The sequence below is a fragment of the Geodermatophilus sabuli genome (assembly GCF_010686765.1).
GTDB classification, from domain to species: Bacteria; Actinomycetota; Actinomycetes; order Mycobacteriales; family Geodermatophilaceae; genus Geodermatophilus; species Geodermatophilus sabuli_A.
In genome coordinates this window covers 130,635-142,997 of the sequence record NZ_JAAGWF010000009.1, presented here as the reverse complement: position 1 = coordinate 142,997, position 12,363 = coordinate 130,635, and the positions used below count along the sequence as shown (strand labels likewise).

12 protein-coding genes are annotated in these 12,363 nt (G+C 74.9%); 11 read left to right on the top strand and 1 reads right to left on the bottom strand.

What is annotated here, in order from left to right:
- Positions 1 to 278: 278 nt before the first annotated feature.
- From GCU56_RS09335 to GCU56_RS25125, 8 genes are all read left to right on the top strand, one after another.
- Entirely contained in the window at positions 279 to 1,226 is a 948-nt protein-coding gene (locus GCU56_RS09335) for a hypothetical protein (RefSeq protein ID WP_345771745.1), read from the top strand.
- Between the two features lie 145 nt (positions 1,227 to 1,371).
- The gene (gene sucC / locus GCU56_RS09330) at positions 1,372 to 2,535 is read left to right on the top strand and encodes an ADP-forming succinate--CoA ligase subunit beta (protein ID WP_163481457.1); all 1,164 of its coding nucleotides are present in this window, start codon (positions 1,372 to 1,374) and stop codon (positions 2,533 to 2,535) included.
- Between the two features lie 82 nt (positions 2,536 to 2,617).
- A complete protein-coding gene (gene sucD, locus GCU56_RS09325) occupies positions 2,618 to 3,496 on the top strand; it encodes a succinate--CoA ligase subunit alpha (RefSeq protein WP_163481455.1) in 879 nt (292 codons plus the stop codon).
- Positions 3,497 to 3,844: 348 nt separating this feature from the next.
- Entirely contained in the window at positions 3,845 to 5,008 is a 1,164-nt protein-coding gene (locus tag GCU56_RS23420; protein ID WP_204331761.1) for a hypothetical protein, read from the top strand.
- Positions 5,009 to 5,104: 96 nt separating this feature from the next.
- The gene (locus GCU56_RS09310; RefSeq protein WP_163481453.1) at positions 5,105 to 6,301 is read left to right on the top strand and encodes a cell division protein PerM; all 1,197 of its coding nucleotides are present in this window, start codon (positions 5,105 to 5,107) and stop codon (positions 6,299 to 6,301) included.
- 112 nt (positions 6,302 to 6,413) lie between these two features.
- A complete protein-coding gene (purN, locus tag GCU56_RS09305; RefSeq protein WP_163481451.1) occupies positions 6,414 to 7,019 on the top strand; it encodes a phosphoribosylglycinamide formyltransferase in 606 nt (201 codons plus the stop codon).
- Positions 7,012 to 8,568 carry a bifunctional phosphoribosylaminoimidazolecarboxamide formyltransferase/IMP cyclohydrolase gene (gene purH, locus GCU56_RS09300; RefSeq protein ID WP_163481449.1) on the top strand — a complete coding sequence of 519 codons (1,557 nt, stop codon included), beginning with the start codon at positions 7,012 to 7,014 and terminating at the stop codon, positions 8,566 to 8,568. Before purN ends, purH begins: the two co-directional genes overlap by 8 nt.
- 74 nt (positions 8,569 to 8,642) lie before the next feature.
- Complete coding sequence (locus tag GCU56_RS25125; protein ID WP_163481447.1) at positions 8,643 to 9,275, top strand: pentapeptide repeat-containing protein; 633 nt, start codon at positions 8,643 to 8,645, stop codon at positions 9,273 to 9,275.
- A gap of 39 nt (positions 9,276 to 9,314) precedes the next feature.
- Here the strand turns inward: GCU56_RS25125 and GCU56_RS09290 are convergent, their stop codons facing one another.
- Entirely contained in the window at positions 9,315 to 10,058 is a 744-nt protein-coding gene (locus tag GCU56_RS09290; protein WP_163481446.1) for a hypothetical protein, read from the bottom strand.
- 98 nt (positions 10,059 to 10,156) lie between these two features.
- On the opposite strand from GCU56_RS09290, the gene GCU56_RS09285 reads away from it, so the two are divergent.
- From GCU56_RS09285 to mdh, 3 genes are read left to right on the top strand one after another with little or no spacing between them, the layout of a single operon-like run.
- Positions 10,157 to 11,020: a bifunctional methylenetetrahydrofolate dehydrogenase/methenyltetrahydrofolate cyclohydrolase gene (locus GCU56_RS09285; RefSeq protein WP_163481444.1), complete on the top strand. Its 864-nt coding sequence runs from the start codon at positions 10,157 to 10,159 to the stop codon at positions 11,018 to 11,020.
- Positions 11,020 to 11,319, top strand: coding sequence for a DUF3017 domain-containing protein (locus tag GCU56_RS09280; protein WP_163481442.1), 300 nt, complete (start codon positions 11,020 to 11,022; stop codon positions 11,317 to 11,319). Before GCU56_RS09285 ends, GCU56_RS09280 begins: the two co-directional genes overlap by 1 nt.
- Positions 11,320 to 11,372: 53 nt before the next feature.
- The gene (mdh, locus tag GCU56_RS09275; protein ID WP_163481440.1) at positions 11,373 to 12,326 is read left to right on the top strand and encodes a malate dehydrogenase; all 954 of its coding nucleotides are present in this window, start codon (positions 11,373 to 11,375) and stop codon (positions 12,324 to 12,326) included.
- Positions 12,327 to 12,363 lie beyond the last annotated feature (37 nt).

Genomic DNA, 12,363 nt, shown 5'->3' with positions numbered 1-12,363 from the left:
CGACGGCCCGCCGACGGCGGAGCACCTGGTGGCTGCCCTGTGGACCCGACGGTAATGCCCCTGTGTGGCGCCCGTCACACGAGCGACACCCGGCCGGGTGTCGATCGACGCCGGTTCGTGACCTACTCCTCGAAGGGGGATCCGTGGCCGCCCGCGATGGCTCCACCCGCGACCGAGACGCCGCCCGCTCCGGGCGCGCGGCCGGTGGCCGCGCGCCCCGGGACCAGGTCGCAGCGGCCCGCCGGACGACGTCCCGGCGCCCGTCCGCTGCCGCGGCCGTGCCCGCGGGTCCGCCGGACGACGGCCTGGTCCTCGGCCACGCGCCCGGCACCGTGCGGGTGGCCGGGCTGCTGCTGGTGCTCGCCGGGCTGGCCGGGCTGGTCGCGGTGTTCCCCACCTACCTGGTCGTCGGCGGCCAGGAGACCTCCCATGGCGGCGGGCTCGGCGGCGTCCTCGCCGCGGCGCTGGTGCCGCTCGTCTCGGGCGCCGTGGGCGCGGGCCTGGGAGCCGGCCGCGCGCCGCGCTTCGGGCTGGCCTACGCGGCCGTCGCCGGTGCCCTGTCGATCGGGCTGCTCCTCATCGAGATCTACCGCGCCAGCACGTCGACCGTGCGTCCCGGCGTGGAGGTGATCGCTGGGGAGCGGGTCCTGACCAGCTCCGTCGAGATCGGCGTGGGGTGGGTGGCCGGCGTGGTGTCCCTCGCGCTCACGGTGCTGGCCGGAGCGCTCGCCGCCGCGGCGTGGGGCCGCACCGTCATGGAGGACCGCGGAGCGCTCGACCCCGTCCGGCCCGCGCTGGCCGGTGCCGCGGTGCTCCTGGGCGTCGGCACGGTGCTGTGCCTCGTGCTGCCGGCCGCCGACGTCCCCGACCGGGTCGTCAGCGACCCGGTCACCGGGCTGCAGACGGTGGTCGAGCAGGACGGCCCCCAGGGGCTGCTCGAGCGTCCCGGCCTGGCGCTGCTGGGCGGCCTGCTACTGGCCGGCGCGGTCGTCCTCTGCTCGGTGCTCGCGCCGTCCCTGCGGCCGCGACTGGCGGCGGTCGGCGGGTTGCTGGCCATCGCGGTGGTCGTCTCCTCCGCCGGGCTGGCGGGGCTGCGCGACGCCGTCGCCTCGTCGGAGCTGGAGTGGACGGTGCCCGGCGGCGGACTGCTGCTGGCCGGTCTCGGATTCGTGCTCCTGACCGTGCTGGCCTGGCGGTTGCGCCGGGCCCCCGCGGCCACCCCCTGACCCCCGCGCGGACCGGTGCGCCCCCGTGACCTGGGCGGTCGCCAGGACGGTCGCCCCGCGGTGTGACGGAGCGCCCTGTGATGCCGGGCACGACCCCCTCCACCGGTGCGGCGTGCGGCTGGGACGGGGGATACGGTGCCTGTTCGTGGATCTCTTCGAGTACCAGGCCCGTGACCTGCTGGCGTCGCACGGCGTCCCCGTGCTGCCCGGCGGCGTCGCGGAGACCCCCGAGCAGGCCGAGGCGATCGCACGGGAGATCGCCGCCCCCGTCGTCGTCAAGGCGCAGGTGAAGACCGGTGGCCGCGGCAAGGCCGGTGGGGTCAAGCTCGCCGACGACGCCGACGCCGCCCGGGACCGCGCGCAGGACATCCTCGGCCTGGACATCAAGGGCCACATCACCCACCGCGTGATGGTGGCGCAGGCCAGTGACATCGCCGAGGAGTACTACTTCTCCTACCTGCTCGACCGCTCGAACCGCACCTTCCTGGCCATGGCCTCGGTCGAGGGCGGCGTGGAGATCGAGCAGCTCGCCGTCGAGCGCCCCGAGGCGCTGGCCCGCATCCCGATCGACGCCACAACCGGCGTCGACACGGCGAAGGCCACCGAGATCGTCGACGCGGCGGGCTTCCCCGCCGCGGTCCGCGACCAGGTGATCGCCATCGCCGTCCAGCTCTGGGACGTCTTCGCCAAGGAGGACGCCACCCTGGTCGAGGTCAACCCGCTGGCCAAGGCGCCCGACGGCACCGTGCTCGCGCTCGACGCGAAGGTGACCCTCGACGAGAACGCCGGCTTCCGGCACACGGAGCACGCCGCGCTCGAGGACGCCGCCTCGGCCGACCCGCTGGAGGCCGCGGCCAAGGAGAAGGACCTCAACTACGTCAAGCTCGAAGGCGAGGTCGGGATCATCGGCAACGGTGCCGGCCTGGTGATGAGCACCCTGGACGTCGTCGCGTACGCCGGGGAGGAGTTCGGCGGCGTCAAGCCGGCCAACTTCCTCGACATCGGCGGTGGCGCCTCGGCCGACGTCATGGCCAACGGGCTGCACATCATCCTGTCCGACCCGGCCGTGAAGAGCGTGTTCGTCAACGTCTTCGGCGGGATCACCGCCTGCGACGCCGTCGCCAACGGCATCGTGCACGCGCTCGGCATCCTCGGCGACGAGGCCACCAAGCCGCTGGTCGTCCGGCTGGACGGCAACAACGTGGAGGAGGGCCGGCGCATCCTGGCCGAGGCGAACCACCCGCTGGTGACCGTGGTGGACACCATGGACGGCGCCGCCCGCCGCGCCGCCGAGCTCGCCTCCTCCTAACCGACTCCCGGCCTCGTCCAGAGGCTCGCCCCGAGGTCGCGAGGGGTGAGGAGGACGAGGTCCTCCCAGACAGGACACCAGAATGTCGATCTTCCTCAACGAGAACAGCAAGGTCATCGTCCAGGGCATGACCGGCTCCGAGGGACGCAAGCACACCCAGCGCATGCTGGCCTCGGGGACGGCGATCGTCGGTGGCGTGAACCCGAAGAAGGCCGGCCAGAGCGTCGACTTCGACGGCGCGAGCGTGCCGGTCTTCGGCGGCGTGGCGGAGGCGATGAAGGAGACCGGCGCGGACGTCACCGTCATCTTCGTGCCGCCGGCCGGCGCCAAGAACGCCGTCATCGAGGCCGTCGACGCCCAGATCCCGCTCGCCGTCGTCATCACCGAGGGCATCCCGGTGCACGACTCGACCTACGCCTGGGCGCACGCCCAGGGCGGCTCCACGCGGATCATCGGCCCCAACTGCCCCGGCCTGATCAGCCCCGGCCGCTCCAACGCCGGCATCATCCCGGCCAACATCACCAAGCAGGGCTCGATCGGGCTGGTCAGCAAGTCCGGCACGCTGACGTACCAGATGATGTACGAGCTCCGGGACATCGGGTTCTCCACCGCCGTCGGCATCGGCGGTGACCCGGTCATCGGGACGACGCACATCGACTGCCTGCAGGCCTTCCAGGACGACCCGGAGACCGAGGCCATTGTGATGATCGGCGAGATCGGTGGCGACGCCGAGGAGCGGGCCGCGGACTTCATCAAGGCCAACGTCACCAAGCCCGTCGTCGGGTACGTGGCCGGGTTCACCGCGCCCGAGGGCAAGACGATGGGCCACGCCGGCGCGATCGTCTCGGGCTCGTCGGGCACCGCCCAGGCGAAGCAGGAGGCCCTCGAGGCTGCTGGCGTCCGGGTCGGCAAGACCCCGTCGGAGACGGCCCGCCTGATGCGCGAGATCGTCGGCGCCTGAAAGAGGACCCCCGTGCCCCCCACCGCTCGCAGGCTCGCGGCGGGACCCTGCACGGGGGCCTGACCGTGCCCGTCTCGGCTCGCAGGCTCGCGGCGGGACCCTGCACGGGGGCCTGACCGTGCCCGTCTCGGCTCGCAGGCTCGCGGCGGGACCCTGCACGCGGGCCTGACCGTGCCCGTCTCGGCTCGTGCGCTGCTGCCCGGTCACCCGTCTGGGGTGACCGGGCAGTCGCGTCCCCGGGACTCGATACCGTCACGGACGAGGGACAGTGGGCCCGGCGCGCTTGCCGGCGTCAGGCCCGCTGCCACGATGCGCGCACCGACCCGTGACCCCCGAGGAGACCCCGCGATGACCAGTCAGCCGCCGCAGCCGCCCGGCGGGTACGGGCAGCCGGGGTACGGCCAGCAGCCGGGTCAGGGCCAGCCGCCGCTCGGGCAGCCGGGGCCGTCGTCCCCGGGGCAGCCGGGTCAGGCGCCGCCGTCCCACGGACAGCCGCCGTACGGGCAGCCCGGTCCGGGGCAACCGCCGCACGGGCCGGGTCAGCCCCCGTTCGGCCAGGGGCAGCCGCCCCACGGGCCGGGCCAGCCCCCGTTCGGCCAGCAGTACCCACCGGGCTACGGGCAGCCGCAGCAGCAGCCCTTCGGTCAGCCCGGGGGACAGCACCCCTACGGCCGGCCGCCCGGCTCAGGAGCCTCCGGCTTCGACCTCAAGCGGCTGTCGCTGGGGGACTACGTCGTCGCGGGCAGCACCGTCGCGTACCTGGTCTTCGCCATCCTGCCCTGGTTCACCTTCGACTTCGGTTTCGGCTTCTCCGAGTCGATCAACGGCTTCGACCTCGGTCTCATCACGACCTCGTTCTTCCTGCTGGTCCTCGCGACGGTGTGGGCGCTGCTGCCGGCCGCCTACGACCTGCGGGTGCCGTTCCCGCGCGGCTTCGTCACCGTCGGGCTCACCGCCCTGGCGTTCCTGCTGACGCTCGTCGAGTGGATCAGCACGTTCGAGGCGGGGTTCAGCATCTTCGCCCTGCTGACCTTCCTCGCCTCCGCCGCGGCGCTCGCGTTCGCCGTCCTCACCCTCCTGCCCCAGCTGCGCAACCGGCCGGCCCTGTCCGGTGGTCTGGGCTCCGCGGCCCAGTGGGCCAACCAGCAGGCACCGCAGTTCGGCGGCCAGGGCGGTCCGGGCGGGCAGACGCCGGGTCAGCCCTACGGTCAGCCGTCCTACGGTCAGCCGCCCTACGGTCAGCCGCCCTACGGTCAGCCGCCCTACGGTCAGCCGCCCTACGGTCAGCAGCCGCCCTACGGCCAGCAGCCGTCGCACGGCCAGCCGTCGCACGGTCAGCAGCCGCCCTACGGCCAGCAGGTCCCCGGCCATCCGCAGCCTCCGCAGGGGCAGCCGCAGCAGTACGCGCCGCCGCCCGGCCCCGGGCAGCCCGGCTCCGAGCCCGGCCGTTCGGGCGGTTCCAGCGCCTCCGGTCAGGGTCCGGACCTCGGGAAGCACACCGGCGACCGCTGAGCCGGCGGCGGCCGGGCGCCGGCGTCCGCAGACTTTGTCCACGGGACTCGGGCGCGTGTCCCGGCGTTCCCGGCCCGGCCTTGGGACAGTGGGGGTGTGGTCTCCCTGCTCGCGCGTCTGAGCCTGCCGGGCCGGCGGGAGGCGGGCAGTCGGGGGCCGTGGCACCCGCCCGTCCTCGCCGCGGCGGCCGCCGCCGCGGTCTCGGTGACCGGCCTGCTCGGGTTGTTGCTGGCCGTGGTCGTGGTGCAGACGCTCGACCCGGCCGGTGGCCTGCCCGTCGGCGGCTCGGCGCGGCTCGCCGGCCAGTTGTGGCTGCTGGCCCAGGGGGGCGGGCTGGTCCTCGGGTCCGGTCCGCTGGTCCTGGCGCCGCTGCTGCTCACCGCGGTCCTCGCCTGGGGGCTGACCAGCGCCGGCCGGGGAGTGGTCCGTGCCTGCGACGTCGGGGGATGGCCCGCTGCCGGCGCCGTCCTGGCCGCGCTGGCCGGTACCCACGTCCTGCTCACGGTGCTGCTGGCCCTGGCGGTCGACGCGCCCGGTGCGGCGGTGGACCTGCTGCGGTGCGCGGCGGGCAGCGCGGTGCTGGCCGTCGTCGCGGCGGGCTGGGGCACCGTCCGGGAGTCCGGCCTCCTCGACGACGGGCTGGACCGGCTGCCGCCCCCGGTGCGGCCGCTGTTGGTCGCGGTGCCGGCCGGACTGCTGGCCGCACTCGCCCTCGGCTCGGCGATGGTCGCGGTGGCGCTGGTGTCGGACACCACCGGTTACGCGGCGCTCTCCGGCCGGCTCGGCGGTGCGGCCGCCGGGGCGGTCGGGCTGCTGACCCTCGGCGCCCTGCTGCTGCCCAACGCGGCGGTCGCGGCGATCGGGCTGGCCGCCGGCCCGGGCTTCGTGGTCGGCACCGGCACGCTGGTCTCGGTGCACGGCGTCACGCTCGGCGCGGTGCCTGCCCTGCCGTTGCTGGCGGCCCTGCCGGACACCCAGGCGGTGCCGCTGCTGGCGTTCGTGTCCCAGGCCGTCCCGGCGCTGGCCGGGCTCGTGGCCGGCGCGACCCTGGGCCGCCGGCTGGGTCCCGACGACGGCGGGTCGGTGGTCGCCGGACTGTGGGGTGTGCTGGCCGGCGTGCTGCTCGGTGTCGCCTGCGGGGTGCTCGCCTGGGTCGCCGGGGGCTCCCTGGGCGACGGCGCCCTGTCGGTCGTGGGGGCACCGCCGCTCGCCACGGGTCTGGCGGTCGCCGCCCAGGCCGGGATCGCCGGGGCCGTGGGCGCCGCGGTGGCTCGCTGGCGCTCGGGCTCCTGAGCGGCCCGGCGAGAGGCGCGCGCCCAGCCCGCGAGGCGTCGCCGTCCCGCCGCGGGCCTGCGAGCGGTGGGCGGGATGGGGTGTTGCCGGGGGCCCTTATAGGGTCGCCGACGTGCCCGCACCCGAGCCAGCGCAGCGGGCGCGGGTCGTCGTCCTGCTGTCGGGCGCCGGGTCGCTGTGCGCAGCGCTGCTGGCAGCCGCCGACGAGCCGGGCTACCCCGCCGCGGTGGTGGCCGTCGGCAGCGACCGGGACGCCGCGGGGCTCGAGCAGGCCCGCAGCCGCGGCATCGCCACGTTCAGCTGCCCTCTCGGCGACCACGCCGATCGCGCCGCCTGGGACCGCGCCCTGGCCGCGGCCATCGCCGGGCACCGGCCCGACCTCGTCGTCTCGGCCGGGTTCATGAAGGTCCTCGGCCCCGCCGTCCTGGCCGCGTTCCCGGGCCGGATCGTCAACACCCATCCCGCGCTGCTGCCCGCCTTCCCCGGTGCGCACGCCGTGCGGGACGCCCTCGCGGCCGGCGTCCCGGTCACCGGCAGCACCGTGCACGTCGTCGACGCCGGCGTGGACACCGGACCGGTGCTGGCCCAGCAGGAGGTACCGGTGCGGCCGGGGGACGACGAGGCCGCGCTGCACGAGAGGATCAAGACAGTGGAGCGTCAGCTCCTGGTGGAGACGGTGGCGCGACTCGTCACCAGCGAGGAGAACCCCGATGAGTGACCGCACGCCGATCCGCCGCGCCCTGCTGGGCGTCTACGACAAGGCCGGGATCGAGGAGCTGGCCCGCGGGCTGGCCGACGCCGGGGTCGAGCTGGTGAGCACCGGCGCGACCGCCCGCCGGATCGCCGAGGCCGGCGTCCCGGTCACCCCGGTCGAGCAGGTCACCGGCTTCCCGGAGTGCCTCGACGGCCGGGTCAAGACGCTGCACCCCGCGGTGCACGCCGGGATCCTCGCCGACCGGCGCAAGCCCGACCACGTCCGCCAGCTGGAGGAGCTCGGCATCGCCGCCTTCGACCTGGTCGTGGTCAACCTGTACCCGTTCACCGAGACGGTGGCCTCCGGGGCGACGCCCGACGAGTGCGTCGAGCAGATCGACATCGGTGGGCCGGCCATGGTGCGGGCCGCCGCGAAGAACCACCCGTCGGTGGCCGTCGTCGTCGACCCGGCGCGCTACGGCGACGTCCTCGCCGCTGCGGGCGCCGGTGGGTTCACCCTCGCCGAGCGCCAGCAGCTGGCCGCCGCGGCGTTCCGCCACACGGCGTCCTACGACATCGCGGTCGCCTCCTGGATGGGCAGCGTCCTGGCGCCGCAGACCGACACGGTGTTCCCGGCCTGGGTGGGGGCCGGATGGGAGCGGGCGGACGTGCTCCGCTACGGCGAGAACCCGCACCAGCAGGCCGCGCTCTACCGCGGCGGGGGCGGCGGTCGCGGACTCGCCCACGCCGAGCAGCTGCACGGCAAGGAGATGTCCTACAACAACTACGTCGACACCGACGCCGCCTGGCGGGCCGCGCACGACCACACCGATCCCTGCGTGGCGATCATCAAGCACGCCAACCCGTGCGGGATCGCGGTCGGCACCGACATCGCCCAGGCGCACCGCAAGGCGCACGCCTGCGACCCGGTCTCCGCCTTCGGCGGGGTCATCGCCGCCAACCGCGAGGTCGACCTCACGATGGCCGAGCAGGTGGCCGAGATCTTCACCGAGGTCGTCGCCGCCCCCTCGTTCACCGACGACGCGCTGGCCGTCCTCGCCGCCAAGAAGAACGTGCGGCTGCTGCGACTGGCCGGCGCGGAGCGGCCCGCGACCGAGCTGCGCCCGATCGGCGGCGGCCTGCTGCTGCAGACGGCCGACCGGGTCGACGCCCCCGGCGACGACCCCACGACCTGGACCCTCGTCACCGGCGACCCGCTGGACGCGGCCGGCCTCGACGACCTGGTCTTCGCCTGGCGCAGCGTCCGGGCGGTGCGCAGCAACGCGATCCTGCTCGCGCACGACAAGGCGACCGTCGGCGTCGGCATGGGGCAGGTCAACCGGGTGGACGCCGCCCGGCTCGCGGTCAGCCGCGCGGGGGAGCGGGCCACCGGGGCGGTCGCCGCATCGGACGCCTTCTTCCCCTTCGCCGACGGGCTGCAGGTGCTCCTGGACGCCGGCATCCGCGCCGTCGTCCAGCCGGGCGGGTCGGTCCGCGACGACGAGGTCGTCGCGGCGGCGGCGGCCGCCGGGGTGCCGATGTACCTGACCGGCACCCGGCACTTCGCCCACTGAGAGAGGACCCCCTCGTCCCCCGCCCGCGCACGCTCGGCGCGGGTCCCTGCACGGGGCCGCCGTAGCCTGCGTGGGTGCGCAACACCCGACCACAGGTCCGCCCGCCGGCGGACGGGGCGGACGTCGAGGGGCAGGACTTCGCGCGGGTCGACTGGGACTGGGTCGAACTCGAGGGCGTGACCTTCACCCGCTGCCGGTTCGACGACGCGCACCTGACCGAGCTGGTCACCCGGCGGTGCGTGTTCGACTCCTGCGTGCTGACCGGCGTCCAGATGGCCGGGTCACGGCACAGCGGCTCGGCGTTCCTGTCCTGCCGGTTCGACCGTGCCAGGCTCTTCGACGTCGTGTGGGACGGCTGCAAGCTCACCGGATCGCACTTCCCCGGGGCCCAGGTACGGCCGATGACCTCGACCGACTGCGACTGGAGCTGGACCTCCCTGCGCGGCGTCGACCTCTCAGGGTCGGACCTGTCCGGTCAGCGGTTCCGCGAGGCCGACCTCACCGACGCCGACCTGCGCGAGTGCGACCTCACCGGCGCCGACCTCGACAACGCCCGGCTGCAGACCACCCTGCTCCGCGGCGCCGACCTGCGCGGGGCGTCGACCGACGGGGTCAACTGGCGCGGGTTCGACCCCTCCGGCGTCCGCCTCGACCTCGTCCAGGCCGTGCAGTTCGCCCGTGCCCACGGCGTCCTCGTCGCCGACTGACCACCTGGCGGCCCTCCGGCAGGCCCCTGGACCCGCCCGTCACCTCCGCTTGGGCCCGGTGAGCAGCGCCTTGAGCGCGCCGAGCAGGCCCAGCGTGGGGACGGCGACGGCGAACCAGAAGCCGGTGTCGACGGCGGAGAGGTCCCAGCCGGTGTCGGCCAGGGGCACCAGCACCCCGGCGGCCGCCAGGAGGCTGACCAGCAGGGCCAGGACCCCGAGGAGCCGGTGGGTCTTGGCCGGCAGCACGACGAGCAGGCCGAGGACGAACAGCACACCGCCGCCCAGGATGACGGCCATCGGCTGCCAGAACCCGGTGTCCACCAGCTCGCCGAGACCCTGCTCCAGGTCGTCGAAGCCGCGGCGCACCAGGTCCCACCCGGTGAGGTCGCTGCCGGGCAGCCAGCGCAGCAGCAGGCTCACCGCCGCGGCGATCCCGGCGAGGATCAGCAGCAGGCTGGCGAGGGTGTCGGCGCGCCGGACCGTGACCGGCCGGGTCGAGTACTCCGGCGCCGTGGCCCGACCGGCCCCCGGCCAGCCGGAGGAGGCATCGGACTGCCCGGGCGGGGCTCCGCCCTGCCCGGTCCCCGAGCCGTACCCGGAGTCGGTGCCGTACCCGCCGGCGGTGGTCCCGCCGTACCCGCCGGTGGTGGCGCCGCCGTACCCGGTGCCGGCCGGCTGCGCCCCCACGGGCTGGATGCCCGGTGTCGTCTGCTCCCGCCAGTCCTCGCCCTGACTGCCCGGCGTGCCCGGCGTCCCGGGGTGGGACTGGTCGCGCTCGCTCATCTGCTCTCCTCGCGGTCGGCAGGCGGGGAAGGCGCCCGCTGGCGGCAGCCTAGAGCCGCCCTCTGCCTTCCCGGACCCGCTCGGGCACACTGTCTGCCGTGCCCGCGACGATCCTGGACGGCAAGTCCACCGCTGCAGCCATCCGTGCCGAGCTGACCGAACGGGTCGCCGCGCTCACCGAGGCCGGCCACCGGCCGGGACTCGGGACGCTCCTGGTCGGCGACGACCCCGGCAGCCGGTGGTACGTCAACGCCAAGCACTCCGACTGCGCGCAGGTCGGCATCGCCAGCATCCAGAAGGAGCTGCCGGCGACCGCCACCCTGGACGACGTCCTCGAGGTGGTCGACGAGCTCAACGCCGACCCGACCTGCACCGGCTACATCGTCCAGCTGCCACTGCCCAAGGGGATCGACGAGACCGTCGTCCTCGAGCGGATGGACCCGAGCAAGGACGCCGACGGGCTGCACCCGGTCAACCTCGGCCGCCTCGTGCTCAACGTCCCCGGGCCGCTGCCGTGCACGCCGGTCGGCATCGTCGAGCTGCTCCGCCGCTTCGACGTGCCCATCAAGGGCGCCGAGGTGGTCGTCGTCGGCCGCGGCATCACCGTCGGCCGGCCGCTGGGCCTGATCCTCACCCGCCGCAGCGAGAACGCCACGGTGACCCTCTGCCACACGGGCACGCGCGACCTGGAGTCGCACCTGCGGACGGCGGACGTCATCGTGGCCGCCGCCGGGGTGCCCGGCCTGGTCACCAAGGACGTCGTGAAGCCGGGCGTCGCCGTCCTGGACGTGGGCGTGAGCCGGGTCGACGGCAAGATCGCCGGGGACGTCGCCCTGGACGTCGCCGAGGTGGCCGGGTTCTTCGCGCCCAACCCGGGCGGCGTGGGGCCCATGACGCGCGCGATGCTGCTGCAGAACGTCGTCCTGGCCGCGGAGCAGGCGGCGGGCATCACCACCCCCTGATGACCCGCCCGCCGCTGTACACCCGCCGGCCGTTCCTGGCCGGCCTGATCCGGCAGCTCCCGCTGCTGGTGGTGCTGGTGGCGGTGGCCGTGGGTCTGCTGATGGTCGCCGTCGAGCACTGGCGGCGGGGCCTGGTCGTCATCGGGCTGGCCCTGGTGGCCGGTGGGCTGCTGCGGCTCCTGCTCCCGGTCCGCAGGGTGGGCTTCCTCGCCGTCCGCAGCCGGCCCGTGGACGTCGTGCTGCTGGCGGGTGTCGGGATCGCCCTCACCGCGGTCACCCTGTCCGTCCCCGGCGGTTGAGCCCCGCCGACCCCCGCAGGCGGCTCTCTCCGGGCAGCGATAGGTTGGCCGCCATGGCAGAGCAGCCCCGGAACGGCAAGGTCACCGTCGTCGGTGCCGGTTTCTACGGCTCGACCACCGCCCTCCGCCTCGCGGAGTACGACATCTTCGACACCGTCGTGCTCACCGACATCGTCGAGGGCAAGCCCGAGGGCATCGCCCTCGACATGAACCAGTCCCGCCCGATCGAGGGCTTCGAGACGAAGGTCGTCGGGGTCGGCGGGGGGTCCTACGAGGGCACCGAGGGCTCCGACGTCGTCGTGGTCACCGCGGGCCTGCCCCGGAAGCCGGGCATGAGCCGCATGGACCTGATCGAGACCAACGCCAAGATCGTCCGTCAGGTCGCCGAGAACATCGCCAGCACCTCGCCCGACGCCGTGGTGATCGTGGTGTCCAACCCGCTCGACGAGATGACCGCGCTGGCCCAGCTGGCGACCGGCTTCCCGAAGAACCGCGTCATGGGCCAGGCCGGCATGCTCGACACCGCGCGGTTCAGCAACAACGTCGCCGAGGAGCTCGGCGTCCCGGTCGGCTCGGTGCGCACCCTGACGCTGGGCTCGCACGGCGACACCATGGTGCCGGTGCCCTCGCGGTGCACCGTCGACGGCAAGCCGCTGGCCGACGTCCTGCCCGCCGATCGCATCGAGCACCTGGTCGACCGGACCCGCAACGGCGGCGCCGAGGTCGTGGCGCTGCTGAAGACCGGCTCGGCGTACTACGCGCCGTCGGCCGCGGCGGCCCGCATGGCCCGCGCGGTCATGGAGGACTCCGGCACCGTCATGCCGGTCTGCGCCTGGGTGGACGGCGAGTACGGCATCTCCGGGGTCTACCTGGGGGTCGAGGCCGAGATCGGGCGCGAGGGCATCCGCCGGGTGGTCGAGGGTGACCTGACCGAGAGCGAGCAGGCGGGGCTGCGCGAGGCGGCCGAGGCCGTCCGCGCCAAGCAGGCCGACGTGGCCGACCTCTGAGCACGACGCCCGGAGACGTAGGGACAGACCACCTGGT

Excerpts from the sequence above, each read along its gene's own strand:
- purH (WP_163481449.1), top strand. The coding sequence starts at position 7,012 with ATGAGTGACCGCACGCCGATCCGCCGCGCCCTGCTGGGCGTCTACGAC.
- GCU56_RS09280 (WP_163481442.1), top strand. The coding sequence starts at position 11,020 with ATGACCCGCCCGCCGCTGTACACCCGCCGGCCGTTCCTGGCCGGCCTG.
- GCU56_RS09290 (WP_163481446.1), bottom strand. The coding sequence starts at position 10,058 with ATGAGCGAGCGCGACCAGTCCCACCCCGGGACGCCGGGCACGCCGGGC.
- GCU56_RS23420 (WP_204331761.1), top strand. The coding sequence starts at position 3,845 with ATGACCAGTCAGCCGCCGCAGCCGCCCGGCGGGTACGGGCAGCCGGGG.
- sucD (WP_163481455.1), top strand. The coding sequence starts at position 2,618 with ATGTCGATCTTCCTCAACGAGAACAGCAAGGTCATCGTCCAGGGCATG.
- mdh (WP_163481440.1), top strand. The coding sequence starts at position 11,373 with ATGGCAGAGCAGCCCCGGAACGGCAAGGTCACCGTCGTCGGTGCCGGT.